The 24,673-nt window shown below is 67.8% G+C and carries 24 protein-coding genes and 1 pseudogene; 15 read left to right on the forward strand and 10 right to left on the reverse strand.

Annotated elements, in window-relative coordinates; translation table 11 throughout:
* From panB to AC1DU6_RS02920, 8 genes are all read left to right on the forward strand, one after another.
* The coding region (panB, locus tag AC1DU6_RS02885; protein ID WP_477856039.1) for a 3-methyl-2-oxobutanoate hydroxymethyltransferase at positions 1 to 666 on the forward strand (666 nt) is incomplete at its 5' end.
* A 60-nt stretch (positions 667 to 726) separates the two neighbouring features.
* On the forward strand, positions 727 to 1,560 hold the full coding sequence (gene panC / locus AC1DU6_RS02890) for a pantoate--beta-alanine ligase (protein WP_477856040.1): 834 nt from the start codon (positions 727 to 729) through the stop codon (positions 1,558 to 1,560).
* Position 1,561: 1 nt separating this feature from the next.
* Positions 1,562 to 2,206: a peptidylprolyl isomerase gene (locus AC1DU6_RS02895; protein ID WP_457319967.1), complete on the forward strand. Its 645-nt coding sequence runs from the start codon at positions 1,562 to 1,564 to the stop codon at positions 2,204 to 2,206.
* Positions 2,207 to 2,281: 75 nt separating this feature from the next.
* Positions 2,282 to 2,971 (forward strand): peptidylprolyl isomerase, encoded by a 690-nt coding sequence (locus tag AC1DU6_RS02900; protein WP_457319969.1) that lies wholly within the window; start codon positions 2,282 to 2,284, stop codon positions 2,969 to 2,971.
* 271 nt (positions 2,972 to 3,242) lie between these two features.
* Entirely contained in the window at positions 3,243 to 4,139 is an 897-nt protein-coding gene (locus tag AC1DU6_RS02905) for an alpha/beta fold hydrolase (RefSeq protein WP_457319971.1), read from the forward strand.
* Between the two features lie 19 nt (positions 4,140 to 4,158).
* The gene (locus tag AC1DU6_RS02910) at positions 4,159 to 5,199 is read left to right on the forward strand and encodes a sensor histidine kinase (RefSeq protein ID WP_477856041.1); all 1,041 of its coding nucleotides are present in this window, start codon (positions 4,159 to 4,161) and stop codon (positions 5,197 to 5,199) included.
* On the forward strand, positions 5,196 to 5,915 hold the full coding sequence (locus tag AC1DU6_RS02915) for a LytR/AlgR family response regulator transcription factor (RefSeq protein WP_457319974.1): 720 nt from the start codon (positions 5,196 to 5,198) through the stop codon (positions 5,913 to 5,915). The genes AC1DU6_RS02910 and AC1DU6_RS02915 overlap by 4 nt, the downstream gene beginning before the upstream one ends.
* A 115-nt stretch (positions 5,916 to 6,030) precedes the next feature.
* Complete coding sequence (locus AC1DU6_RS02920) at positions 6,031 to 6,225, forward strand: hypothetical protein (RefSeq protein WP_457319976.1); 195 nt, start codon at positions 6,031 to 6,033, stop codon at positions 6,223 to 6,225.
* A 14-nt stretch (positions 6,226 to 6,239) separates the two neighbouring features.
* Here AC1DU6_RS02920 and recG read toward each other — a convergent pair whose 3' ends face one another.
* Positions 6,240 to 8,291 (reverse strand): ATP-dependent DNA helicase RecG, encoded by a 2,052-nt coding sequence (gene recG / locus AC1DU6_RS02925; protein ID WP_457319978.1) that lies wholly within the window; start codon positions 8,289 to 8,291, stop codon positions 6,240 to 6,242.
* Positions 8,292 to 8,429: 138 nt separating this feature from the next.
* Between recG and AC1DU6_RS02930 the strand changes: the two genes are divergently transcribed.
* From AC1DU6_RS02930 to queA, 4 genes and pseudogenes are all read left to right on the forward strand, one after another.
* Positions 8,430 to 10,835: a YCF48-related protein gene (locus AC1DU6_RS02930; RefSeq protein ID WP_477856042.1), complete on the forward strand. Its 2,406-nt coding sequence runs from the start codon at positions 8,430 to 8,432 to the stop codon at positions 10,833 to 10,835.
* A gap of 284 nt (positions 10,836 to 11,119) precedes the next feature.
* Positions 11,120 to 11,407, forward strand: a pseudogene (locus AC1DU6_RS02935) (PKD domain-containing protein); the annotation flags it as partial.
* 12 nt (positions 11,408 to 11,419) lie between these two features.
* Complete coding sequence (locus AC1DU6_RS02940) at positions 11,420 to 13,486, forward strand: WD40/YVTN/BNR-like repeat-containing protein (RefSeq protein WP_477856046.1); 2,067 nt, start codon at positions 11,420 to 11,422, stop codon at positions 13,484 to 13,486.
* Positions 13,487 to 13,662: 176 nt separating this feature from the next.
* Entirely contained in the window at positions 13,663 to 14,727 is a 1,065-nt protein-coding gene (gene queA / locus AC1DU6_RS02945; protein WP_457319984.1) for a tRNA preQ1(34) S-adenosylmethionine ribosyltransferase-isomerase QueA, read from the forward strand.
* Here the strand turns inward: queA and AC1DU6_RS02950 are convergent.
* Together AC1DU6_RS02950 and AC1DU6_RS02955 are read right to left on the reverse strand one after the other, a co-directional pair.
* The gene (locus tag AC1DU6_RS02950; protein ID WP_457319985.1) at positions 14,679 to 15,284 is read right to left on the reverse strand and encodes an IMPACT family protein; all 606 of its coding nucleotides are present in this window, start codon (positions 15,282 to 15,284) and stop codon (positions 14,679 to 14,681) included. The two genes, queA and AC1DU6_RS02950, sit on opposite strands and share 49 nt — an antisense overlap.
* Positions 15,285 to 15,305: 21 nt before the next feature.
* Positions 15,306 to 16,109, reverse strand: a complete 804-nt coding sequence (locus AC1DU6_RS02955) for a substrate-binding periplasmic protein (RefSeq protein WP_477856043.1) — start codon at positions 16,107 to 16,109, stop codon at positions 15,306 to 15,308.
* A 68-nt stretch (positions 16,110 to 16,177) separates the two neighbouring features.
* Here AC1DU6_RS02955 and tgt point away from each other — a divergent pair, with 68 nt between their 5' ends.
* The 3 genes from tgt to AC1DU6_RS02970 all read left to right on the forward strand — a co-directional run bounded on the left by tgt (position 16,178) and on the right by AC1DU6_RS02970 (position 18,526).
* A complete protein-coding gene (gene tgt / locus AC1DU6_RS02960) occupies positions 16,178 to 17,305 on the forward strand; it encodes a tRNA guanosine(34) transglycosylase Tgt (protein WP_457319989.1) in 1,128 nt (375 codons plus the stop codon).
* Between the two features lie 2 nt (positions 17,306 to 17,307).
* Positions 17,308 to 17,862: an adenylyl-sulfate kinase gene (cysC, locus tag AC1DU6_RS02965; RefSeq protein ID WP_056200800.1), complete on the forward strand. Its 555-nt coding sequence runs from the start codon at positions 17,308 to 17,310 to the stop codon at positions 17,860 to 17,862.
* A 154-nt stretch (positions 17,863 to 18,016) separates the two neighbouring features.
* Positions 18,017 to 18,526 (forward strand): hypothetical protein, encoded by a 510-nt coding sequence (locus AC1DU6_RS02970; RefSeq protein WP_477856044.1) that lies wholly within the window; start codon positions 18,017 to 18,019, stop codon positions 18,524 to 18,526.
* On the opposite strand, the gene AC1DU6_RS02975 is transcribed toward AC1DU6_RS02970, so the two are convergent.
* The 7 genes from AC1DU6_RS02975 to AC1DU6_RS03005 all read right to left on the reverse strand — a co-directional run bounded on the left by AC1DU6_RS02975 (position 18,492) and on the right by AC1DU6_RS03005 (position 24,663).
* Entirely contained in the window at positions 18,492 to 19,952 is a 1,461-nt protein-coding gene (locus tag AC1DU6_RS02975; RefSeq protein ID WP_477856045.1) for a radical SAM protein, read from the reverse strand. The genes AC1DU6_RS02970 and AC1DU6_RS02975 overlap by 35 nt on opposite strands.
* On the reverse strand, positions 19,949 to 20,689 hold the full coding sequence (locus AC1DU6_RS02980; RefSeq protein WP_457319994.1) for a prolipoprotein diacylglyceryl transferase: 741 nt from the start codon (positions 20,687 to 20,689) through the stop codon (positions 19,949 to 19,951). The genes AC1DU6_RS02975 and AC1DU6_RS02980 overlap by 4 nt, the downstream gene beginning before the upstream one ends.
* Positions 20,686 to 20,940, reverse strand: a complete 255-nt coding sequence (locus AC1DU6_RS02985; RefSeq protein ID WP_457319996.1) for a hypothetical protein — start codon at positions 20,938 to 20,940, stop codon at positions 20,686 to 20,688. Before AC1DU6_RS02985 ends, AC1DU6_RS02980 begins: the two co-directional genes overlap by 4 nt.
* The gene (locus tag AC1DU6_RS02990) at positions 20,937 to 22,841 is read right to left on the reverse strand and encodes an MFS transporter (protein ID WP_457319998.1); all 1,905 of its coding nucleotides are present in this window, start codon (positions 22,839 to 22,841) and stop codon (positions 20,937 to 20,939) included. The genes AC1DU6_RS02985 and AC1DU6_RS02990 overlap by 4 nt, the downstream gene beginning before the upstream one ends.
* 134 nt (positions 22,842 to 22,975) lie before the next feature.
* The gene (locus AC1DU6_RS02995) at positions 22,976 to 23,761 is read right to left on the reverse strand and encodes a DUF2145 domain-containing protein (protein WP_457320000.1); all 786 of its coding nucleotides are present in this window, start codon (positions 23,759 to 23,761) and stop codon (positions 22,976 to 22,978) included.
* Positions 23,758 to 24,198, reverse strand: a complete 441-nt coding sequence (locus AC1DU6_RS03000) for a hypothetical protein (RefSeq protein ID WP_457320002.1) — start codon at positions 24,196 to 24,198, stop codon at positions 23,758 to 23,760. The genes AC1DU6_RS02995 and AC1DU6_RS03000 overlap by 4 nt, the downstream gene beginning before the upstream one ends.
* Positions 24,199 to 24,213: 15 nt before the next feature.
* Entirely contained in the window at positions 24,214 to 24,663 is a 450-nt protein-coding gene (locus AC1DU6_RS03005; protein WP_477856047.1) for a YiaA/YiaB family inner membrane protein, read from the reverse strand.
* Positions 24,664 to 24,673: the final 10 nt, after the last annotated feature.

Genomic DNA, 24,673 nt, shown 5'->3' on the forward strand with positions numbered 1-24,673 from the left:
TCCCTGGGCAATGTGCTGCAGGGCCGCGGCTCCACGGCGCCGGTCAGCCTGGAGGACATGGTCTATCACACCTTCTGCGTGTCACGCGGCCACAAGTGGGCCTGGATCATTGCCGACCTGCCTTTCGACAGCTATCACGTCAGCAAGGAAGAGGCCTGGAAAAGCGCCGCGGCCTTGGTGAAAGCCGGTGCCCATATGGTCAAGCTCGAGGGCGGCGGCTGGACGGCCGAGACCGTGCGCTTCATCAGCGAGCGCGGCATCCCGGTCTGCGCCCACCTCGGCTTCACGCCGCAGACGGTGAACGCTTTAGGCGGCTTCAAGGTCCAGGGCCGCGACGAGGCTGGCGCGGCGCGCATGAAGCGCGAGTCGCGGGAACTGGTGGAGGCGGGCGCAGCCATGCTGCTGTATGAGATGGTGCCGGCTGCGCTGGCCGCCGAGATCACCGCTGAATCCCCCGTGCCCGTCATCGGCATTGGCGCGGGTGTGGGCACTTCGGGCCAGGTGCTGGTGCTGCACGACATGCTCAACATCACGCCGGGCAGGAAGCCGCGCTTCGTCAAGGACTTCATGGCCGGCAAGGACTCCGTGCTGGCCGCCGTGAAGGGCTATGTGGACGAGGTGAAGGCCAAGACCTTTCCGGTGAACGACGTGCACGGTTTTGTTTGACATTGCGGGACTGACCGCAGCCACGCAGTGGCAAGCTCTGTCCCCAACTGATTGAGACTTATGCAAGTCATCCGCACCATCGCTGAGCTTCGCGACGCCCTCGCCATCCACCGCCAGCGCGGCTTCGTGCCGACGATGGGCAATCTGCACGACGGCCATCTGCAGTTGGCGAGGCAGGCGCGCGAGCTGGTCGGCCCGGCGGGCGCCGTCGTCGCCAGCATCTTCGTCAACCGGCTGCAGTTCGCGCCACACGAGGATTTCGACACTTACCCGCGCACGCTGGAGCGCGACTGCGCGCTGCTCGAAGGCGCGGGCTGCGACATCGTTTTCGCGCCGTCGGAGAAGGAGCTCTACCCCGAGCCGCAGGGCTACAAGGTGCAGCCGCCCACCGAGCTGGCCGACATCCTCGAAGGCCATTTCCGCCCCGGCTTCTTCACGGGCGTGTGCACCGTCGTGCACAAGCTCTTCAACATCGTGCAGCCGACGCTGGCCGTGTTCGGCRAGAAGGACTACCAGCAGCTGATGGTGCTGCGCCGCATGACGGCGCAGATGGCCCTGCCCATCGAGATCCATGGTGGCGAGACGCGCCGCAGCCCGGAAGGCCTGGCGCTGTCTTCGCGCAACGGGTACCTGAGCGAGGCCGAGAAGGCCGAGGCGCTGCGCCTGTCGCGAACGCTGAAAGCGCTGATCGCCCGCTGGCACGCCGGAGAGCGCGACTTAGCCGGGATGGAGGCTGAGGCACTGCAGTCGCTGCGCGATGCGGGCTGGGCGCCGGACTATCTGACGCTGCGCCGGCAGCACGATCTTGGGCCCGCGGTGGAAGGTCAGCCGCTGGTTGCGTTAGGAGCTGCGAAACTAGGCAGCACCCGTTTGATCGACAACCTTGAAATCTGAAATGACAAACATTCGACTGCGCCGCCGCCCGCTGCTGGCCCTGACCGCCGCTTCCCTTGCGCTGACCTTGGCCGCCTGCGGTGGTGGTGGTGGCAGCAGTGGTGACCCTGTCACCCCGCCCCCACCCCCGGCGCCGGTCACCCTGACCGTCACCCACAAGGTCAAGATCACGACCTCCATGGGCGACATCGAGCTGGGCCTGGACCACAACCACGCCCCCATCAGCGTGGACAACTTCCTGAAGTATGTGAACGACGGCTTCTACAAGGGCACGGTCTTCCACCGCGTCATCAGGGATTTCGTCATCCAAGGCGGCGGCGTCACGCGCGGGCCGGACGGCCTGCTGGACAAAACGCCGACCTACGCGGCCATCAAGCTGGAAAGCCAGAACGGCCTGTCCAACCTGCGCGGCACGCTGGCCATGGCCCGCACCTCGGTGCCCGACAGCGCCACCAGCCAGTTCTACATCAACACCGTGGACAACACGAGCCTGAACTACGCCAGTACCGCCAACCCTGGCTATGCCGTGTTCGGCCAAGTGACGGCAGGCATGGACATCGTCGACAAGATCCGTGCGGTCAACACCAATATCTCGGACGTGCCACTGGTCGACATCACCATCACCGATGCCAAGGTGATTCCGTAACAAGCTGCGTCCGCTGTCGTCCAGACGGCGGGCCGCTTCGTTAGGCAGGCCCCTTCACCTCGCGGGTGTCCTGCCATGTTCAAACGTCTCGCCGCTCTGTTGCTCGTCACCGCCCTGTCCGCCTGTGGCGGGGGTGTCGAGATCGAAGTGGGCGGCGGAGGCGGAGGTGGAGGCGGCGGCACCCAATACCCGCGCCCCAATCCCAACCCGAATCCGCCCACGCAGTCATGCAGCCCCGCAGGCCTGGCCGCGTCCGCCGCGAGCCAATGGGGCACGGTCTGCATGCTGACCAGCAGCGGCGAGATCGTCGTGGAGCTCTACGACACCTACGCGCCGCTGACGGTGGCCAACTTCTACAAATACGTCTCGGCGGGCTTCTACACGAGCACGCTGATCCACCGCGTCGACCGCGACTTCGTCGTCCAAGGCGGTGGCTACACAAGCGGCATGGTCACCAAGACGCCGCTGTATGCGCCGATCAAGCTGGAAAGCAACAACGACCTGTCCAACCTGCGCGGCACCATCGCCATGGCCCGCCGCAGCGACGCGGACTCGGCGACCAGCCAGTTCTTCTTCAACGTGAAGGACAACACCAGCCTGGATTACCAGAGCGCCGCCAACCCGGGCTATGCCGTCTTCGGCCGCATCATCTCCGGCCTCAACACGCTGGACGCGATCAACATCGTGCCGACCTACACCTACAGCTCGACCGACATCGAGCCGCGCACCGAGGTGCTGGTCTACTGGGCCCAAAGGTTGAAATGAAGCCCCTCGTCCAAGGAGTACCTTGGCCGGTCCCCCGCGGGGACGGCGATGCTTGCCGGATCGACCGGCAAGCACATCGCCCAAGGCGGGCCGGCTAGGGAGCGGCCCGGCGCTCGGCCCGCAAGAAGGCACGACGGCAGGGTAATGGTGGTCCGCCCATCTGGGATGGTCGCCATTCGTCAGCGCGGCTTGCCGTTCGTCATCGGGCCCGGGCAGCCCGGCCTGGACATGGCCAACATGCCTCCATCACAACCTTGATGGAGAAGACGCCATGACCCGCAAGACCTCGTGGATCGGCCTGTTCGGCGCCGCCGTGGGCATCGCCACCGCCCTTTGGGTGAGCAACACCCAGGCCGCGACGACCGAGTTCCGTGACTTGCGCGTGGACCTGGTCGGCCAGGGCCGGCCGGTCGTCATGATCCCTGGCCTGAACAGCGCGGCCAGCACCTGGACGGAGACCTGCGCTGCCCTGCAGCCCGGCGTGCAATGCCACATCGTGCAGCTGCCCGGCTTTGCCGGCGCGCCTGCGGTGGTGACGGACAACTTCCTGGCCGGCATGCGCGACCGCCTGTTGGCCTACCTGGACGACCGCAAGCTCGACCGACCTGTCGTGATGGGCCACAGCCTGGGCGGCGTGCTGGCCCTGCAGATGGCGGCCGAGAAGCCCGGCCGCATCGAGCGCCTCGTCATCGTCGACTCCCTGCCCTTCCTGGCCGGCCTGCGCGGCATGACGCCCGAAGCTGCGCGCGGCATGGCGGCTGGCATGCGCCAGCAGATGCTGGCCGGCTCCAAGGAGCAATGGGAGGCCGGCACCCGCCAGGGCGCGGGCGGCATGAGCCGCAGCCCGGCCAACACCGAGCGCATCGTCGCTTGGGGCCTGGCCAGCGACCGTGCGACAACGGCTCAGGCCATGTCCGAGCTGTGGGGCGACGATCTGCGCCCGCTACTGCCCCGCATCACCGCGCCGACGCTGGTGCTGGGCGCCTGGGCGGCCTACGAGCCCATGGGCTCGACGCTGGAGAGCACGAAGAAGATCTTCGAGGCTCAGTACGCCGGCCTGAACGGTGCCAAGGTGTCCATGAGCCAGCGCGGCTATCACTTCCTCATGTGGGACGATGCCGACTGGCTGGTTGGCGAGGTCAAGGGCTTCCTGGCCGCCGGCAAGTAAATCGAGAGGGCTGAGGGGCATGGACACGCGCAAGCGGATGGCGATGCAGGCGCTGCTGTGGGGCGGCTATGTGGCCATCTCGCTCGCGATGGTGTCGAGCTTCCAGCCGCTCAACGCCTCCTTCGTCTTTGTGATGGCCTGCGTCGGTGGCGGCCTGTGGGCAGCCAGCGAGGGCTTGCGAGCCCTGGCCCTGCGCCGCGCCTGGCTGGACCGTTCGCCACCCGCCCTGCTGCTGCGCCTGGCCCTGTTGCCGCCGCTGTTCGCCCTGGCAGTGCAGGGCGTGCTCTTCGCCATCAACTGGGCCGGGATCTCGCTCGGCCTGCTGCACTTCCCACCCAATGTGCCGCAAGGCTGGCTGGTGCTGCTGAGCTACACGCTCAACACGACCATCATGCTGTGGCTGTGGCTGGCCGTGTGGGTGGGCCTGCAGATGCTGCATCGCTGGCGTGTCGGCGAGATCGCCAAATGGCAGGCCGAGGCCGCGGCGCGCGAGCTGGAACTGCAGGTGCTGCGCGCCCAGATCAACCCCCACTTCCTGTTCAACGCGCTGAACAACCTGCGTGCCCTCATCAACGAGGATCCGGCCCGCGCCCGCGAGATGCTGAGCCGCCTGTCCAACACGCTGCGCCACACCTTGCAGCACAGCGCCAAGGAACGCGTGCCGCTGGCCGACGAGCTGGCCGTCGTGCACGACTACATCGCGCTGGAGCAGCTGCACCATGAAGAGAGGCTGCGTGTGGACTGGCAGGTCGACCCGGCCACGGCGAGCGCCAGCGTGCCGCCGATGCTGCTGCAGCTGCTGGTGGAGAACGCGATCAAGCATGGCATCGCGCGCACGGCCGGCGGCGGTGTCGTGGACATCCGTATCGGGCGCGACGGCGGCAAGCTGAGCATTGCCGTCGACAACCCAGGCCAGTGGAAGCCGGGGTCGACGGACAGCACCGGCCTGGGCCTGGCCAACCTGCGCGAGCGCCTTGCGCGCGCTGGCGGCGACGGCGCGGGCTGCCGCATCGCGGCGGCCGACGGCCGTGTCAACGTCACTGTGGAACTGAACGCATGAGGATCTACATCGTCGAGGACTCGCGCCTGGCCCGCCAGGAGCTGCGCACGTTGCTGGCCGCCATCCCCGATGCCGACATCGTTGGCGAGGCCGCTGAGTTGGCGCCTGCGCGCGAGGCCATCAACACGCTGCAGCCCGAACTGCTGCTGCTCGACGTGGAACTGCCCGGCGCGACCGGCTTCGACCTGCTCGATCAGCTGGAACATGTGCCGCTCGTTGTCTTCACCACGGCGTACGACCAGCATGCGCTGGCCGCTTTCGAGCGCAATGCGCTGGATTACCTGCTCAAGCCCATTGACGCCGGGCGGTTGGAGGCTGCGCTCGCCAAGGCGCGGCTGCGCCTGCGCCCCGTGCCCGCCGCTGCGCCCACGTCGGCGTTGAAGGGCGCCGACGACATGGTCTTCCTGCGCGACGGGGAGCGCTGCTGGTTCGTGCGCCTGGGCGACGTGGCCGGCTTCGAGGCGTGCGGCAACTATGCCCAGGCCTGGTTCGATGGCCAGCGCCCGCTGATCGCGCGCACGCTCACCAGCCTGGAGGAGCGGCTGGACCCGCAGCTCTTCTTCCGCGCCAGCCGCAGCCACCTCATCAACCTGCGCTGGATCCAGGCCATCGCGCCGTCCAGCAGCGACGGCTACCGCGTCACGCTGCGCGACGGCCACCAGGTGGAGGTGTCACGCCGCCAGGCCAGGCTGCTGCGCGAGAAGCTGGAGCTGTAGCCGCTGTCAGCGCGCAGCCTGTCCCAGGCGTTGTGCCGTTCGTCGCATGCCGCGGGCACCTGCGGCGGACATTGGCGACGATCCACTTTCCTCAACACCTGACCCCAGAACTCGAATGAACCGTCTCACAAGCTCCCTCCTCGCCCTGGCTTGCGCCGCCCTGCTCAGCGCCTGCGTCTTCGCACCGCCGGCCGGCTCATCCAACGCGTTTGATGCCGACGCCATGGCCAAGAACACCGAACGCGCCATCGCCGCCTGTGGCGCCGGCAACGTGAAGGAAGTCAACGCGAAGAGCTTCGTCTGTAAGTAAGGCCTCTCACTCTCTCAAGCCTTCAGGAACTCCGCCTTCGTCCCGAGCCAGCGCGCGACCTGACGTCGCGCCGCCTCGGGATGCTCATCCAGCAGCCGGGGTGCCAGCGCTCGCGCCGCAACCAGCAGCGGCGCGTCCTCCTGCAGATCGGCAAAGCGCAACAGCTCAGCGCCGCTCTGGCGCGAGCCCATGAACTCGCCGGGGCCGCGGATGTCCAGATCGCGCCGCGCGATCTCGAAACCGTCGGTCGTCTCCGCCATGGCCTTGAGCCGCGATTTGCCCGTGTCGGACAGCGGCGGGCTGTAGATCAGCACGCACACGCTGGCTTTCGCGCCGCGGCCCACGCGGCCGCGCAGCTGGTGCAGCTGCGCCAGGCCGAAGCGCTCGGCATGCTCGATGACCATCAGGCTGGCGTTGGGCACGTCCACGCCGACCTCGATGACCGTGGTCGCCACCAGCACACTCATCGCTCCGCTGGAGAACTGCGCCATGACGGCCGCCTTCTCGCCCGCGGCCATGCGGCCGTGCAGCAGGCCCACGCTGCAGCCCGGCAGTTCGCCGCTCAGCTCGGCGTGGGTCTCGGTGGCGTTGCGCAGGTCCACCGCCTCGCTCTCCTCCACCAGCGGACAGACCCAGTAGACCTGGGCGCCGTCCGCCACCGCCGTGCGGATCTTGTCGACCACGTCGTGGCGCTTGGACTCGGTGAACAACTTGGTCACGATCGGGCTGCGGCCGGGCGGCAGCTCGTCGATGGTGGACACATCGAGGTCGGCGAAATAGGTCATCGCCAGAGTGCGGGGGATCGGTGTCGCGCTCATCATGAGCAGGTGCGGCTCCAGGTCCATCGCCTTGAGCTTGTTGCGCAAGGCCAGCCGCTGCGCCACGCCAAAGCGATGCTGCTCGTCAATGATGGCCAGGCCCAGCCGGGCGAACTTCACCTTGTCCTCGATGACGGCATGCGTACCGATGACGAGTTGGGCTTCGCCCGAGGCGGCGGCATCGAGCATCTTCTGCCGCGCCTTGCCCTTCACGCTGCCGGTGATCCACGCGACCTTCAGGCCCAGCGGCTCCAGCCACTGCACCAGCTTGCGGAAATGCTGCTCGGCCAGAATCTCGGTGGGCGCCATCAGCGCGCACTGCCAGCCCGCGTCGATGGCCACGGCCGCAGCCAAGGCGGCGACGACGGTCTTGCCCGAGCCGACATCGCCCTGCAGCAGGCGGTGCGTCGGCTGTGGCCGGGCCAGGTCCTGCGCAATCTCCTCGGACACGCGCTGCTGAGCGCCGGTCAGTTGGAAGGGCAGGGCAGCGAGCAGCTTTTCGTGCAGGCCACCAGGGTGGGCGCGCAGGGCCGGCGCCGCCAGCAGTGCACGTTCGCGCTGCGCCTGCAGCTGAGACAACTGCTGGGCCAGCAGCTCCTCGAACTTGAGCCGCTGCCAGGCCGGGTGGCTGTGGTCTTCCAGCGCAGCCAGCGAGGCGCTGGGTGGCGGGTGGTGCAGGTAGTGCAGCGCGTCCTTCAAGCCCGGCAGCCCCTGCGGCACGACGCCGGCCGGCAGCAGCTCGCGCAGGTCGGCGCGCGCCAGGCCCGAACCCACCGCCTTGCGCAGATAGGCCTGGGGCAGCTGGGCCGAGGCCGGGTAGACGGGAGTCAGGGATTGCGCCAGCGGCGTGTCCTCGTCGACGACCTTGACGACGGGGTGCACCATTTCGCGGCCAAAGAAGCCGACGCGCGCCTCGCCACGCACGCGCAGCCGGTTGGCCGCCGACATCTGCTTCTGCTGCGAGGGGTAGAAGTGCAAAAAACGCAGCAGCAGCGTGCCCGAGTCGTCCTTCACGCGCACCAGCAGCTGGCGGCGGCTGCGCAGCTCCACCTGGCAGTCGACGACGACGCCCTCCACCTGCGCCGGCTCGTTCTCGCGCAGCGCGGCAATGGGGATCAGCTGGGTCTCGTCCTCATAGCGCATCGGCAGGTGCAGGGCCAGGTCGATGTCGCGCACGAGGCCGAGCTTTTCCATCGCCTTCTGCGGCGCCGACTTGGGCTTGTCCGAAGGCATGGCGGGCGTGGTCATGGGCGGCATTCTGGCGGCATCGGACGCAGCCGCCGCAGCGCGGCCTGCGCGCTGCGCGCGGGCTGCCAAGTCGTTACCGTTTCGTGGGGCGGACTAACGCTGAGCCTGAGTAACATGGGACGTAGAGGGAGATAAGACATGATTGACGGACTATTCGCCCGGCATCGGCTCGGGTATGGGTGGCTCCTCGCGAGCGCGCTGGTTGCCGGGTGTGGCGGCGGCGGAGGCGCGGGTGAGCCGCCGCCACAGGCGACCGCGCTGCCCGACAGCGTCACGATCACGGCGCCTGCGTCGTCCGAATCGGCTAGCGCCGTCAAGTTCAGCAGCTCTGCGGCGCCGTTGGCGGGCTACAGCTACCGCTGGGACTTCGGCGACGGCGCCCAGAGTTCGGAGGTCGCGCCCAGCCACGGCTATGCCAAGGGTGGCGATTTCGACGTGGTGTTCACGCTCAGCAACGAGGCGGGCCAGAAGCGAGAGGCCAGGTCCACGGTGAGCATCACCAACCTGGCCAATGTGCAGGGCCTGACGTGCTCGGGCGCGTCATCCACCGGCTGGTGCGTGCAGAGCCCACGGCCGGCCGGGGCGCTGGCCGACAGCTTCTTGCTGGATGCCAACCTGGGTTGGGCGGTGACCAGCGCCGGCGACATCTTCAAGACGGCGGATGGTGGCCTCAACTGGGAGACGCAGACGCCGCCAGTCAAGGGCGGCTTCAAGACGGTGACCTTCTTCGACGCCAACGTGGGCTGGGTGCTGGGGGCAAACAGCCTGGCACTGCGCACCGTCGACGGCGGGCGGACCTGGGCGGAGGTTCGTGTCCAGGCGGGCGTGGCCAACCCCGCCGGCAGCTTCCAGGTCGTCTCGGGCAGCACGGCCTACTTCTGGCCCGCCGCGGCGCCCACCGAGGCCTACGTGACCGCCGACGGCGGGACGAGCTGGCGCAAGCTCTCGCCTGCACCGACCCACGTGACCGGCGGCGCGGTCGCTTGGTGGCTGAACGAAGAGTCCGTCGAGCGCACGGCCGATGCCGGTGTGACACGCACGACCGTGCTCGATTTCGCCCGGGCCGGCCTGGCGACCACGCGGGGCCAGACGCGGCTGGTGGTGCATCCCGCCGGTTTGTCCGCCGCCCTGTTCACCCACGAGCGCATCAACGACGCGCAGGGGCAGTTGGTGGAGATCAAGACCACCATCAGCACCACGGTTGACGGCGGCGCCAGCTGGCAGCGTCAGCCGGCGGGCTGCGTCAGTGCAGCGGCATTCGATTGCTTTGGCCTGTCACCGCGCAGCATCTCGGCCGATGGGAAAACCCTCCTGGGTTCCTACGTGAGCACTTTCCGCAGCAACGATGCGGGCAAGACCTGGGCTGCGGTGCCGGAGATTCAGGACATCACCGAGTTCATCGTATTGAAGGACGGCGACACACTGGCCTTCGCCAGGGACGCCAACCCGAGCGTGGTGCATCTCTCGCGGGATGGCGGCAAGAACTTCTCCAGCTTTTCTTCGCCTGCAGGCAAGGGTTTTCAATTCGGCAAGCTGCAGGTCCAGCCTGGGTCCACCAACCTGACGTATGTGCTCAATGGCAACCTGTGGTTCAGCGAGTCGGGAGGAAGCGCCTGGGACCGACGCTTCTGGAGCATCGGCACCTTCGCGGAAGATTTCTACTACTACCTCCAACCTCCCATCGTGGCCATGCGCGACGCCCGGCACGGCTTCGTCATCGACAGCTTCGGCATGGCTCGGGAAACCAGTGATGGCGGCAAGACCCTGAAGTTGGTCAGCCAGGGCGTTCTGCCGGGCGCCCTCAAGATCCAGTTCGTCAACGACAAGTTCGGCTGGTTCTCGAAATACGACGCCGCAACCCAGGTCACGACGCTCTACCGCACGCAGGATGGCGGCCAGACCTGGGTGGTGGCGAGCACGCGACCCGGGTATGCCGTGGACTTCCGCTTCGAGAACGACAAGACCGGCTGGATCCGCATGCCCTTCCCCTACCGCAGCCCGCCCCTGGAGAGCGAGCGCGGCTACACCTTCCAGGTGACCCAGGACGGCGGCCAGACCTGGCAGGCATTGCCGGTGCCCAGCGGTACCTACGACTTGCGGCGGACGGCAAGCGGGGGCTGGGTGGCCAGTGGCGAGCGGGGCTTGCTGGCCACGTCGCAGAACAACGGAACGAGTTGGACGGCGGCGCCCGCGGCCACCGTTGAGACCCTGGCGACGCTGGTGGTCTCGGACCCCGGCACGCTGTGGGCCATGGGCAGCACCGCGCTGCTGAAGTCTCAGGACAGCGGCGCGACCTGGTCCCCGATGGCGTTGCCCTGCGCGCCGGGTGCGGCGAAGGACATCGCCTTTGCCAGCAGCAAGGTGGGCTGGGTGGTGTGCACCGGAGCGATCATGGCCACCACGGATGGCGGCGCGACGTGGCGAGCGCAGCCCTACCCGAACATCCCACGCAGCCCGGCCAAGGTGTTCGTGTTGGACCCGAAGACCGCCTGGGTCAGCGKGGCCTGGAACAGCCTGTTGGCCACGGGCTCGGGCGGGCAGTAAGGCCCCCCTGCGGACGCCTGTTGACGCCCTGCCCCCCGAGGGGGCGGGGTCCACCTTGGGGCGGCCCGGCGGCCGACCCGGCGTGCCGGATTCGTCCCTGCGCGGACTTGCTGGCAACGGGGCGGGGCTGGGTTGGAGCCCCAAACATGGCCGGCATTGTGCGGTGGTAGGAATCACGTCCCGGGCTGACCCCCTATCCGAGCGGGGCGCGCGCGGAACGTCATTCTTTTCCTTCACAATCGCGGCCGAAAAACAGCCCAGATTGAGGGCAGGGAGGAACTGCGATGCAGAAGTTGACGCTGCGCGTGCGCGCATTGGGATTGGGCCTGCTGGCCGCTGCGGCGCTGACCGCTTGTGGTGGAGGCGGCAGTGACAGCCCGCCGCCGCCGCCCGGCCCGACGGCCATTCCCGAGAACCTCGCCATCACCGCGCCGGGCACGGTCGAGTCGGCCACCGCGGTGGCGTTCGGCAATTCCGCCAGTGCGCTCACCGGGCTCAAGTACCAGTGGGACTTTGGCGACGGCGCCTCCAGCACGGAGGCAGCGCCCAGCCACAGTTTCGCCAGCGGCGGCGAATTCGAGGTGGTGCTCAAGGTCACCAACGAAGCCGGCAGCAGCCGCGAAACGCGCACGAAGGTGTCGATCACCAACGTCGCCAACGTGCGCGGGCTGGACTGCACCGGGTCGTCGAATACCGGCTGGTGCTGGCAGAACCCCAGGCCGACCGGCAATCGTGTCAACACGGTGTTCTTCCTGAATGCCACCACCGGTTGGCGCGCTGGCGACAACGGTGAGATCTTCAAGACCACCGACGGTGGTTCAACGTGGGTGCGCCAGAACTCCGGCATCAGCGCCACCATCTACGGCATCAAGTTCTTCGATGCCAACACAGGCTGGGCCACCGGCGCATTCGGCGCCATGCTTCGCACGACAGACGGCGGCGCCACCTGGAACGTGGCCAAGGCCGGCGACGCCTCGTACGGCTACGACCAGGGCCCCATCACTATCGTGGACGCCAAGGCGGTCTATGTTGGCCGACTCGCCGATGGTACGGGCAGCTATTACGGCACCATCTATGGCAGCCCGGACGGTGGCGTGACGTGGCGTGCCATGAGCACCGTTCCTCATGCGATCACGTCGACCGGCAAGTTCTGGAGCGTACAGAACGGCAATGGCTACAGCGTGCGCGTGTCGAGCAACGGGGGTCAGAACTACTCGCAAGTGCTGGACCTGAAGACGCCTGCAAACAGCTACTACTTCGACACCACCAGCCTGGTAGCCCAAGGCGACCTGCAGGCGGCGGTCTTCACCCGGAGTTCGACCTTCGACTACACCTCGTACACGTACACCAACTTCGAAAACTTCTACACGACGGTGGATGGCGGTGCGACCTGGTCCAAGGTCGAGGTTCGGAACGCGGGCACGACGACCGGCGTTCAACGCCTGCTCGGCATCTCCGCCGATGGCAAGACGCTGACCGCCAGCGGTAACAGCGGCGTGATGCGTAGCGCGGACAGTGGTGCGACCTGGACTCCGTTGGCAGGCCCCGTGAACGGCGCGTACTACTACGGATTCGTGTCGCTTGGCGGAAACGATGTCGCGACAACGACCTCGTCCGACACGTGGCTGAGCGAGGACGCCGGCCAGACGTGGAAGAAGTTGAGCAACCCAGGGCAAAGCTCGTTGAACGTCAACAGCAACAGCCTGCGCCGTGTCGATGCCAACACGCTGCTCGTTACGGACAACTCCGGTGCAACCTACCTGAGCAAGGACAGGGGGCAGAGCTGGGCCCAGGTGGTTGCGGCCTCCGACACCGGCTACGGCCAGCAGGCCGCACTGGCATTTGCCGATGGCAAGAACGGCTTCATGACCGACCCGGTCGGCCGGGCGTTCACGACGAAGGACGGCGGTGCCACCTGGCAGCTCACGAGTACGAACTTCGGCACGGCGCGGGCGGTGCAATTCGTCAGCAAGACCACCGGTTGGCTGGTCGGTGCCGACGGCCGTTTGTACAAGTCGACGGACGCGGGGCAGAACTGGTCGGCCGCACCGATCGCGGCGGGCGTCTACTACAGCGGGCTTTACTTCGTCAACGAGAACCTTGGCTGGTCGCAACGCCTTTATGGCGGCGCGCAAGCCGCATTCACCAAGGATGGCGGCAAGACCTGGACGGAATTGGCGCTACCCAGCGGCGTGGTCTCGTTGCGCTTCGGAGACCAGGCCTGGGTGGCGGTCGGCGGCAACGGCGGCGTCTATGTCTCCACCGACTCCGGAGGCACCTGGAACGCGATGTACACCGGCACGTACAGCCAGCTGAACGCAGTCGCCTTTTCCGATGGCAAGACCGCGTGGGCAGTGGGGGCCGAAGGCACGCTGCTGAAGTCAGAAGACAGTGGCGCGAAATGGACGCTGGTCAAGCTTGCGACCGGCAACACGACGCTGCGCGATATCAGGTTCGCCACCGCCAAAGTCGGCTGGATCGTCGGCGATGCGGGCGTCATCCTGGCCACCCAGGACGGCGGCAAGACCTGGCGCCAACAAGCCAGCGGCACCACGCTCCCGCTCTATACCATTCAGGCGGCTGACTTGAACACGGCCTGGATCACGGGCCAGGGCGGTCTCGTTTTGGCGACGGGGAACGGCGGCAACTGAGTTCCCAGCACCGATTTGATTGGCCACTTCGAGGGCCAATCAAACTCAGATGCAGCCCTTCGTTCGTTTGAAGGTCCGGGGGGCGAGAGCGGGAGATGGCCGCGAACAACGCGTGGCGGTCAGGGACAATCGCTGCCCACTCTCCTGGCCCGGGTCTGTCCGGCCCTCAACTCACGATGCAAGCGCCCGCCGCGCCGGCCTTCACGGTCGCCGACTTCGACTTCGACCTTCCGCCAGAGCTGATCGCCCAGCACCCGGCACCCGAGCGCAGCGGCTCGCGACTGCTCGACGCAACTGGCGCGATGCATGTAGACCGCGTGTTCCGTGAGCTGCCGGGGCTCCTGAACGCGGGCGACTTGCTGGTGTTCAACAACACCCAGGTCATCAAGGCACGCCTTTTCGGCATCAAAGCTACTGGCGGGTCGGTCGAGGCCCTGGTCGAGCGGGTGCTGCCCGGCACGCAGGAAGTCTGGATGCACCTGCGCGCCAGCAAGAGCCCCAAGCCCGGCAGCCGTGTGCGCTTTGCCGACGCGTTCGACGCCGAGGTGCTGGGCCGCTGCGGGCCCGACAACGGCCTCTTCCATCTGCGCTTCGCCGGCGATCCTTTCACGCTGCTGGAGGCGCACGGCCATGTGCCGCTGCCGCCCTACATCGCCCATGCCGACGGCGAAGACGACCTGCGCCGCTACCAGACGGTGTTTGCCAAGGAGCCCGGCGCCGTCGCTGCGCCGACCGCGGCCCTGCATTTCGACGAGGCCCTGCTGGCCCGGCTGGCCGAACGTGGCGTCGCGACCGCGCATGTGACCCTGCACGTGGGGGCCGGCACCTTCCAGCCGGTGCGCGTCGAGCAACTGGCCGACCACAAGATGCACAGCGAATGGTTCGAAGTGCCGCCGGCGACGGTGGATGCCGTCGCCGCTTGCCGCGCGCGAGGCGGCCGGGTGGTTGCCGTCGGCACGACGACGCTGCGTGCCCTCGAATCGGCGGCGCGGGGTGGCCAACTCGAGGCCGGCGCGCGCGAGACCGACATCTTCATCACGCCGGGCTTCGAGTTCCGCGTGGTGGACCGCCTCGTCACCAATTTCCACCTGCCCAAGAGCACGCTGATGATGCTGGTCAGCGCCTTTGCCGGCTACGAGCGCATCAAGGCGCTGTACGCCCATGCGATTGCCGAGCGCTACCGCTTCTTCAGCTATGGCGATGCGATGCTGCTTTCGCGCGCCCAAGCAACGCGACCTTGAGCCGCCTCGTCGACCGCCGCCACGAATGCCGCGCGTGAAGTTACGGGCAGCGCGAAGCGCATGGTCACGCGCGCCTCGTGCCGCGCGTCCACGAGCTGCGCGCCATGCTGCTCGGCCAGCCGCCGGAGCCGGCCTTCCAGCTCATAGGGCAGCTCGCAGCCCAGCTCCACCTGGGCCACGCGCTCGATCTTGTCGGCAGTCAGCAAGGCCTGGGCGATGCAGTCGGTGTAAGCCCGCACCAGCCCGCCGGCGCCGAGCTTGACGCCGCCCCAGTAGCGCACGGCGGTCGCCAGCACGCCGTCCAGGCCCTGGTGGCGCAGCACGTCCAGCATGGGCCGGCCCGCGGTGCCGCCGGGTTCGCCGTCGTCGTTGGCGGCCGAATGCCCGCCGGCGAGCAGGGCCCAGCAGACATGGGCCGCGCCGGGGTGGGCGGCGCGCAGCTCGGCGACCCGGACCAGGGCGGCCGCGCGATCGGCGCACGGCTCGACGCGGCCGAGGAAGCGGCTCTTCTTGATGACGAGTTCGTGTTCGGCAGGTGCCGCGAGGGTCAGGGACATGTGGCGGGGATTGTCCCGTGCTCAGTCACCCGTATAGGCCGCAGCTCGGGCGCCCTTGTCGCCGAGATGGCGACGCAGGATCTCGTGGACCTTGCCCTCGGCCAGCATGGCCTGCAGCGCGCGGCGCAGCCGCTGGCGGTCGTCCTCCGGCATGCTGCGCACCATGGCCAGCGCGACGGCATTGCGCTCGGTGGGTGTGACGTCCACAGGAACGAGTTCGTCCGGGTCGTCGAAGGCGGCCATGGCGATGCCCCAGCCGCTGGGCAGGGCCAGCAGGGCGTCGGCGCGGCCGGCCTTGAGCATGCGAGTGGCGGTCTTGAAGTCGCCGGCCTCAACGAGGCGCCCCTGGTTGCGCATGCGCTGCACCCAGGCGTCGATGGTCGGGCCATGGGCATAGCCGCGCACGTCCAGCAGCCGCAGCTCGGTGTTGGCCTCGAAGGCGGCGATGGTCGGGGTGCGCGCCGCCAGCTCGCGGCGCATCAGCACCTGGTAGCGGCCCTGGGCATAGGGCACCAGTTCGGCGATCTCGCGGCGCTCCGGGCTCACCAGCGCCGACAGCGTCAGCTGCACGCCACCGCGCCGCATCTGGTCCCAGATGCGCACGCGCGACTCGACCACCAGCCGCAACTGGCAGCCCGAACGGCGCGCCAGCTCGTCGAACATGTCCTTGTCGATGCCGGCGGGCCCGGTATGCGGGTCTTCGTAATAGAAGCGGGCATAGGGGTAGAGCGCCGCTGTGTACGGGCCGCAGGCCTGGGCGGCCGCCTGCTCCCCTATCAGGGCGAGTAGCAGGCCTGCAATCAGCGGCTGGAGCGATGCGCGCATCATGGGCCGATGGTGGCGGTTCGGCAGCTTCGCGTCCAGCCCCGGCCGGCTGCGACAATCGCGCCCCCATGCTGAAGTTCGACCTCCTCAAGACCGAAGGCCGCGCCCGCCGCGGCACGCTCACGCTCAACCATGGCGTCGTGCAGACGCCCATCTTCATGCCCGTGGGCACCTACGGCACGGTCAAGGGCGTCACGCCGCGCTCGCTGCAGGAGATGGGTGCGCAGATCATCCTGGGCAACACCTTCCACCTTTGGATGCGGCCGGGCCTGGACGTCGTCACCCAGTTCGGCGGCCTGCACCGCTTCGAGAGCTGGAACAAGCCCATCCTGACCGACTCGGGCGGCTTCCAGGTCTGGAGCCTGGGCGCCATGCGCAAGATCAGCGAGGAGGGCGTCAAGTTCGCCTCGCCCGTCAACGGTGACAAGCTCTTCCTGACCCCCGAGGTCAGCATGCAGATCCAGACCATCCTCAATTCCGACATCGTCATGCAGTTCGACGAATGCACGCCCTACGAGAGCAAGGGCGTGCTGACGACCGAGCGAGAGGCGAAGACCTCGATGGAGCTGAGCCTGCGCTGGGCCAGGCGCTGCATCACCGAGTTCGACCGCCTTGAGAACCCGAACGCCTTGTTCGGCATCGTGCAGGGCGGCATGTTCACCAACCTGCGCGACGCGTCGCTGGCGGGCCTTGCCGAACTGGACCTGCCGGGCTACGCCATCGGCGGCCTGTCAGTCGGCGAGCCCAAGGCCGAGATGCAGCGCATCCTGGAACACACCGGCCACCAGCTGCCGGCGAACAAGCCGCGCTATCTGATGGGCGTGGGCACGCCGGAGGACCTGGTCGAAGGCGTGTCCCAGGGCATCGACATGTTCGACTGCGTGATGCCCACCCGCAATGCGCGCAACGGCCATCTGTTCACGCGCTTTGGCGACCTGCGTCTGCGCAATGCCCGCTACAAGGCCGACGAGAAGCCGGTCGACGAGACCTGCAGCTGCGAATGCTGCAAGGGCTTCAGCCGCGCCTATCTGCACCACCTGGACCGCTGTGGCGAGATGCTAGGCCCGATGCTGACCAGCGTGCACAACCTGCACTACTACCTGAACCTGATGCAGGAGATGCGCGACGCGCTGGATGCGGGCCGCTTTGAGGCCTGGCGGGTGCAGTTCCACGCCGATCGGGCGCGCGGCATCTGAACATGAGCGCCGCAGTGGAACGTCCTGGCGGCGCGGTGGTCTGGCTGACAGGGTTGTCGGGCGCCGGCAAGTCCACGCTGGCCGGTCGGCTTGATCAACGCCTGCGTGCCCATGGCCTGCTCACCTGCTTGCTTGACGGTGACGTTCTGCGCACCGGCCTGAACCGCGACCTCGGTTTCAGCGCCGAAGACCGGGCCGAGAACGTGCGCCGCGTGGGCGAGGTCGCAAGGCTGATGGCCGATGCGGGCCTGATCGTCATCGTGGCCTTGATCTCGCCCTTCCGGCGCGACCGCCAGGCGGTGCGCGAACGCTTCGCACCGGGTGAGTTCTTCGAGGTCTACGTGGACGTGTCGCTGGCCGTTGCCGAGTCGCGCGATCCCAAGGGGCTGTACCGAAAGGCCCGCGCCGGCCTGCTGAAGGATTTCACCGGCATCGATTCGCCCTATGAGCCGCCGGTGTCGCCCGAGCTGCACCTGCAGACCGCCACGCTGTCGCCGGACGAGGCCGCCGCCGTGGCATTCGAGCATCTGCGCGCGGCCGGCGTCATCAGCGGCTAGCGATCGCCTGCGTCACCCTTGCCCGGCGGACAGATCCCCGGTGGGGGTGTCACGCAGCTGGAAAAACCGGGTCGTCCATGGCCTGAAATCGGGCCGGCGCAACGGGCCGCCGGGATTCTGGCACTGCGTCGTCGCCCTGGCATGATCCCCGACCATGTTGAAGTCGATGCTCGCTCCGCTGCGCTGGCTCATCCGCGTCGTCCTGGCCCTGCTCATCCTGTTCGAGGAATGGGGTTGGGAGCCGTTGCGGCGCGTCTTCGCGCTGCTGGCCAAGCTGCCGCTCATCCGCCAGTTCGAGGCCCTGCTCCAGCGCCTGCCGCCGCGCTGGGCTTTCGTCGTGCTGGTGCTGCCCAGCCTGCTGATCCTGCCGATCAAGCTGGCTGCCGTCTGGCTGGTGGCCGAGGGCCACGTCATGCTGGGCGTGGGCATCGTCGTTGCGGCCAAACTGCTGGGCACGGCGCTGCTGGCATGGTTGTTCCAGCTCATCCAGCCGGCGCTGATGCAGCTGCCGTGGTTCGCCCGCTTCTACACCCGCTGGACGGCCTGGAAGACGGAGCTGCTGGCCTGGGTGCGGGCCAGCTCGGCCTGGCGTACCGCGCGGGCGATCAAGCTAAGGGTGAAGCGGTTGTTCAGGCGCGCACGAGTGGAACCGCCTTCGGCTTGAAGTGCAGGCGCTGCTCGCGCTGCGCATCGATCTCGGCGCGGATGTGAGCCAGCTCGGTCTGGCGCTCGTCGCGATAGAACAGGTTGTAGGCCTCGAAGGGCACCATGCGGCCGTCCGGCCTGGCGATGTGGATGCAGCTCTTCTTCAGCGCGCGGATGTCCAGCGACTGGGCGTCCATGAACTGAACGATGAGCACGCGGAAGACGTCGCGATAGCTGAGCTGGGGCGCGTCGATCTTGGGCAGGCAGCACAGCAGCTCGGACAGGCAGTTGGACTGGCTCTCGGGCGAGTGGTTGGTCGAGAACAGCTTGAAGACCGAGGCCTTCAGCGCCGGGTCGCMCTCGAAGACGATGGTGCTGCGGTCGCCGGACAGCAGCGTGGCGGCGTCGAGGAAGCGGGTCAGGGGCACCAGGCCGTTCGGGCCGCGCAAGGCGTAGGCCATCGCCAGCGTGTCGGGGTTGCAGGGCACCGGCAGCACGTCGGCCAGCGTGAACACACCGCTCTGCTCGGCGATGCGGCGGCGCAGCTCGCTGACGGTGAGGCGGTGCTTCGCGGCGTCGTAGGCCTCGACGCGGCCGGCGTTCTGGATGGGCTGCAGCGTCACGCCGCGTACGCAGGCATAGCTCTGGCCGTGGCGGATCACGTCGCCGATCTCGTCGTCGTTCACACCGCGCTTGACGGTCATGACCAGCGTGGTCGAGATGCCCAGCGCGTCCAGCCTGGCCAGCGCAGCGTCATGCGGCCCGCGCAGGTCGGCGCCACGCAGGTCCATCAGCGCCTCGCGCCGCAGCGAGTCGAACTGCAGATAGACCTCCAGCCCCGGTGCATAGCCGGCCAGCCGCTCGGCAAAGGCTTCGTCCTGGGCGATGCGCAGACCGTTGGTGTTGACCATCAGGTGCTTGATGGGCCGGGCCTTGGCAGCGTCGAGGATGTCGAAGAATTGCGGGTGCAGCGTCGGCTCGCCACCCGAGATCTGCACGACGTCGGCCTCGCCCTCGCTGGCCACGACGGCGTCCAGCATCGCGATGACTTCCTCCATCGTGCGGTGGCTGAGCCGCTCGGGGCCTGAGCCCGCATAGCAGGTCGGGCAGCGCAGATTGCAGTGGTCGCTGATCTCGATGAGGGACAGGCAGCTGTGCTGCATGTGGTCGGGGCACAGGCCGCAGTCATAGGGGCAGCCGTACTTCATCGGCGTCGCGAATCTCTGCGGCATCTCTGGTGGCTTGACGAACACCTCGCGGCACTGCCGGTAGTAGGCCGCGTCGTCGCTGACCAGCACGCGCTCGGTGCCGTGCGCGGGGCACCACTTGTCCATGTAGACGTGATCGTCCTTGATGACGATCTTGGCTTCGACAGGGCGCAGGCAGGTCGTGCAGACGGACTGCGTCGTGTCGTAGAACAGGTAGGGACGGACTTTGCGGGTCATGGCGTGGCGAGCAAGGGCGGCCGGCGCCAGGCGCGCAGCACGATGGGGGTGTAGACGGCGAGCGCGATGAGGCAGGTCCATTGGATGCCGGACAGGCCGAGCGGATAAGGGACCGGCACGGGCTTGAGGAATTCGACTGCGAAGCGCCACAGCAGGTAGGCGCTCAGGAAGAGCTTGAAGGCCAGGCCGGGTGTGGTGAAGCGCGCGCGGCTCAGCGTGATGCCGAGGACCAGCACGACGGCGATCTCGTAGAGCTGGGTTGGGTGCCGCGGGATGCCGTCGCCGAAGTCCACGCCCCAGAGCAACGCCGTCGGCAGCCCGTAGGTGTCGTCATGCAGGCCGGCGAGGAAGCAGCCGATGCGACCAATGGCGAGGCCGACGGCGATGGGAAGCACCATGGCGTCGCCGGTGCTGCGGGTTTGGCCGGTCAGCTTCTTGGCGATCTCCACGCCAAGAAGCCCGCCCAGCAGGCCGCCGACGATGCTTTGGCCAGGCGCGAGGGCCTGGCCCTGCCAGATGGCCAGCGCCACGTCCGGCCGCTCGATGAGGAAGACGAGCTTGTTGCCCAGAGCCGCGCCGATCAACAGGCCGACGAGCACGCCAAAGTTGCCTGGTGCCAGCGCGCCGCCGGTGGGCTGGCGCCGCAGCGTGGCGCGCCACATCGCCGCGCCGATGGCCATGCCCGCGTAGGCAAAAGCGCTGTGAACCCAGGCGGCTGTGGTGGCGTCGGCGATCAAGGCTGGCGCTTGAACTGCCGCCATAGCGCCCGCCCGCACCACCAGGTCAGGCCGCCGCCGATCAGCAGGCTGGGCACCGCGATGACGAGTATGGCGCCCGCATAGTTCTCAGCCCTGTTGGAGAACATGTCGGGCAGCGACATCAGCGTGAAGGCCGCGCCACACAGGCCTGCTGCGCCAAAGCCCAGCGTGGCCACGATCAGCACGAGGATGAGCGATGCCCGTCCGACGGGGTTGACGTCCTCGCTCATGACGCTGCTCCGGCCAGCAGCGCCTGTACGCGGGTGCGCAGGCCATCAGGCGACACGGTGGCCATCGGCATCGGCCGGTCCACTGTCAGGCTGACCGGGCTCCACACCCCGCGCCGCATCGGCTTGACCATCGCCTTGCCGCCCTCGACGCGCGAGAAATAGCTGCCCCACAGATTGCCCAGCGCCATCGGGATGACGGGCACCTCGGGCATGCCTTCGATGAGCTTCATGACGCCGCCCTTGAAAGGCTGCAGCTCGCCGTCGCGCGTGATGCCGCCCTCGGGGAAGATGCAGACCATCTCGCCATCGGCCAGCACGGCCCGGGCGGCCGCGAAGGCGGCTTCATAGGTGGCCGGGTCGGTCTTCTGCGGCGCGATCGGAATGGCCTTGGCGAGCTTGAACATCCAGCCGAGCACGGGGATGCGGAAGATCTGCGCGTCCATCAGGAAGCGGATGGGCCGAGGGCTGGCGGCCATCAGCAGCACGGCGTCGACAAAGCTGACGTGGTTGCAGACCAGCACGGCCGGGCCGGTGGTCGGGATGCGCTCGTCGTTGACGACGCGAAAGCGATAGACGATGCGCGTCAGCACGAAGGCAGCGAAGCGCAGCAGGTACTCCGGCACGATGAGGAAGATGTAGAACGCGACGACCGCGTTGGCGATGCCGACCGCCAGGAAGATCTGCGGGATGGTCAGGCCCGCGCCCAGCATGGCGCCGGCGATGACCGAGCTGGCGATCATGAAGACCGCGTTCAGGATGTTGTTGGCCGCGATGATGCGGGCACGGTGGCTGGGCTGGGCGCGCAGCTGGATCAGCGCATACATGGGCACGCTGTACAGGCCGGCGAACAGCGCCAGCAGCGTCAGGTCGGCCAGCACGCGCCAGTGCGCCGTGACGGCCAGGAAGGCACTGACGCTGTAGGGCTCGCTGGCGGGCAGGCCGCTCGCGGCGAAATAGAGGTCGATGGCGAACACGCTCATGCCGATGGCGCCGAGCGGCACGAGGCCGATCTCGACATGGCGCTTGGACAGCATTTCGCACATCAGCGAGCCGATGCCGATGCCGATGGAGAACACCGCCAGCAGCAGCGACGCCACCTGCGGGCTGCCATGCAGCACTTCCTTCGCGAACGCGGGAAAGTTGCTCAGGAACACGGCGCCGAAGAACCACATCCACGAAATGCCCAGCAGCGAGCGGAACACCGCCAGGCCTTCGTGTGCGATCTTCAGATTGCGCCAAGTCTCGGTGAAGGGGTTCCAGTTGATGACGAGGTCGGGGTCGGTCGACGGGCTGGCGGGAATGGCTTGCGCGGTGACCCGGCCGGCCACGGCCAGCGCCAGGCAGGCCCAGGCCACGTGCTGGGGACCGACGACCGGTGTATCGACCAGGATGCCGCCAAGCAGCTGCCCCAGCAGGATGGCGACGAAGGTGCCCATCTCCACCATGCCATTGCCGCCGGTCAGCTCGCGCTCGCTGAGCTGCTGCGGCATGTAGGCGTACTTGACCGGACCGAACAGCGTCGAGTGCAGGCCCATCAGGAAGACGCATCCCAGCAGCGCCGGCACATTGGCCGCGTAGAAGCCCCAGGCCGCGATCACCATGATGGCGATCTCCAGGCTCTTGACGAGCTGCATCAGCCTGGCCTTGTCGTGCTTGTCGGCCAGCTGGCCGCTGGTGGCCGAGAACAGCACATAGGGCAGGATGAACAGCGCCCCGATGACCAGGCCCGCCATCTTGGACGGCAGCCAGTCCAGCTGCAGCTGGTAGGTGATCATCAGCGTGAACGCGAACTTGAAGACGTTGTCGTTCGCGGCGCCGAGGAACTGCGTCCAGAAGAAGGGCGCGAAGCGGCGCTGGCCCAGCAGCGCAAATTGATTCGGATGCGAATGAGGATCAGACATGCGTTGTTCCGGAGAGGGGGATGGGCCGAGTCATGGTGCACCACCCAGTGACTGCCGTGGATCCGGCTTTGCCGGTCCACTGGCGGTGCCCTCTTGAGGGGGCCGGCGAAGCCGGTAGGGGGTGGGCTATTCCGTCATTGCTGGACGAGTTGGGGTGATTGGGACAGGCCGGCGCGCTGCATCCACGTGAACATCGAATCCACGGTGACGGTGTCGATATGGCTGCTGAAACGACGCGCGCTCGGATGATCGTCGAAAGCGATGTTGGCCTGGGTCATGCGGCCGCCCAGGCGGGTCAGTGTGGACAGGTGCAGGTCGGTAGGCTGGTAGCCCTGGGACTTCAGCCAGGCCTGGGCGTCGCGTCGATTGGAGATGCCGGAGCCGGCGCTGCCTGCCAGGGTCTCCAGCACCCACTGGTTGCTCTGCTGGTAGGTGGTGCCGAAGGCATAGGCCACCATGCTGTAGCGGCGCTCGTTGAAACGCGCCACACGGCTGTTGTCCGTCAGCACGGGGAGCAAGGCCTGCTGCAACTCAGGCTTGAGCACGGCAAAGGCGGCCTGGTAGCGGTGCGGGTTGTCGAGGAAGAACTCACCGAGACCCTGGCGATACAGCGCCGCATGGTCGGTGCCGCAGTTGTTGAGCTTGTGCATGACGCGCCAGACGGCCGGCTGCTGCGTCGTGTCCTTGTACACAAAGCCCAGGTGGGACCATTGCAGGCCGTATTTGGAGAGGTCCTGCCCCGCGCGGGCAAGGACGACGACCTGGGCGCCGCTGGCATCGAGCTGGCGGGCCGTGGCCTGGGCGAGGTTGAGCCCCTGCTCGATCTGGCGCGCCGTTGGCTGCTTCTCCTCGCAAGGCCGGCCGGCGTGGGCGGCGGTTGCGACAGCCAGTGCGCCGGCCAGGGCGAGGGCCTGCCTCAACGGCTCACCTGCTCGTTGTAGAGCAGGGCCTTGCCGATCTCATTGGGGATGAAGGCGATGACCTCGCCGGCGGCGGACAGCAGGGTGCCCGCGCCGATGACGGAGACGACGACGGCCGCACCGGTGGACACGACGACGCCCTCGGCCAGCTTGCCGGTGGCCTTGATGCTGATGCGGGCGCCGTCGGAGGCGCGCTCCAGGACCCAGACCGTCGCGCTGCCGACGACCTCGACGGACACCACCACCAACGTCACGCCGGCCGACAGGATGCCGGCGGGGATGGCGCTGAGTGCGACGCCGCCGGCGCTGACCGCGCCGACCGACAGCACGACGGGCGCCAGGGACAGCACCGCGCTGGCCTCGGACGGGCTGTTGTGGGCCTGGGCGGGCAGGGCCAGGGCGAGTGACAGGCTGGAGAGGGCGAGCAGGCGCTTCATCAAAGGCTCCTTGGGTTATTGGGCTGCGGCGTCAGCCTGCGCAGCCGCTTCACGGCGGCCCTGCATGCGGGCTTCGAGCATGTCGGCATCGTGGGCGTCGCGCAGCATCTTGGCGAGCGTGAAGACGTTGGAGATCAGGTAGAGCCAGCAGACGCCGAGGTAGGCTTTCCAGACGGGCTGGATCTCCATGCGCCACAGGCCCCAGCCGGTGAGGCCCATGGCGAGCGCGAAGCCGCACCAGACAACGAGGCGCCACATCGGCGTGTCGACCTGGCGGTCCTGGTTGTCGCGGATGAACTTGGCCAGCGCAAAGGCGGTGGAAAGGCAGAACACATAGCCCATGACCATGAAGGCGCGGTCCAGATCCTGCCCCGGCAGCCAGGCCAGCCCCGAGCCGCACAGCGTGACGCTGAGGCCGAAGGAGATCCAGACTTGCAGGCGCCAGGCGTTGGTGTCGCGGCGGATGAAAGGGGTT

The sequence above is a fragment of the Roseateles sp. P5_B10 genome, from assembly GCF_056400485.1.

Excerpts from the sequence above, each read along its gene's own strand:
- queA (WP_457319984.1), top strand. The coding sequence starts at position 13,663 with ATGCAAGCGCCCGCCGCGCCGGCCTTCACGGTCGCCGACTTCGACTTC.
- AC1DU6_RS03000 (WP_457320002.1), bottom strand. The coding sequence starts at position 24,198 with ATGAAGCGCCTGCTCGCCCTCTCCAGCCTGTCACTCGCCCTGGCCCTG.
- tgt (WP_457319989.1), top strand. The coding sequence starts at position 16,178 with ATGCTGAAGTTCGACCTCCTCAAGACCGAAGGCCGCGCCCGCCGCGGC.
- recG (WP_457319978.1), bottom strand. The coding sequence starts at position 8,291 with ATGACCACGCCCGCCATGCCTTCGGACAAGCCCAAGTCGGCGCCGCAG.
- AC1DU6_RS02985 (WP_457319996.1), bottom strand. The coding sequence starts at position 20,940 with ATGAGCGAGGACGTCAACCCCGTCGGACGGGCATCGCTCATCCTCGTG.
- AC1DU6_RS02895 (WP_457319967.1), top strand. The coding sequence starts at position 1,562 with ATGACAAACATTCGACTGCGCCGCCGCCCGCTGCTGGCCCTGACCGCC.
- AC1DU6_RS02915 (WP_457319974.1), top strand. The coding sequence starts at position 5,196 with ATGAGGATCTACATCGTCGAGGACTCGCGCCTGGCCCGCCAGGAGCTG.
- AC1DU6_RS02970 (WP_477856044.1), top strand. The coding sequence starts at position 18,017 with ATGTTGAAGTCGATGCTCGCTCCGCTGCGCTGGCTCATCCGCGTCGTC.
- AC1DU6_RS02950 (WP_457319985.1), bottom strand. The coding sequence starts at position 15,284 with ATGTCCCTGACCCTCGCGGCACCTGCCGAACACGAACTCGTCATCAAG.
- AC1DU6_RS02905 (WP_457319971.1), top strand. The coding sequence starts at position 3,243 with ATGACCCGCAAGACCTCGTGGATCGGCCTGTTCGGCGCCGCCGTGGGC.
- AC1DU6_RS02910 (WP_477856041.1), top strand. The coding sequence starts at position 4,159 with ATGGACACGCGCAAGCGGATGGCGATGCAGGCGCTGCTGTGGGGCGGC.
- AC1DU6_RS02955 (WP_477856043.1), bottom strand. The coding sequence starts at position 16,109 with ATGCGCGCATCGCTCCAGCCGCTGATTGCAGGCCTGCTACTCGCCCTG.
- cysC (WP_056200800.1), top strand. The coding sequence starts at position 17,308 with ATGAGCGCCGCAGTGGAACGTCCTGGCGGCGCGGTGGTCTGGCTGACA.
- AC1DU6_RS02900 (WP_457319969.1), top strand. The coding sequence starts at position 2,282 with ATGTTCAAACGTCTCGCCGCTCTGTTGCTCGTCACCGCCCTGTCCGCC.
- AC1DU6_RS02920 (WP_457319976.1), top strand. The coding sequence starts at position 6,031 with ATGAACCGTCTCACAAGCTCCCTCCTCGCCCTGGCTTGCGCCGCCCTG.
- AC1DU6_RS02990 (WP_457319998.1), bottom strand. The coding sequence starts at position 22,841 with ATGTCTGATCCTCATTCGCATCCGAATCAATTTGCGCTGCTGGGCCAG.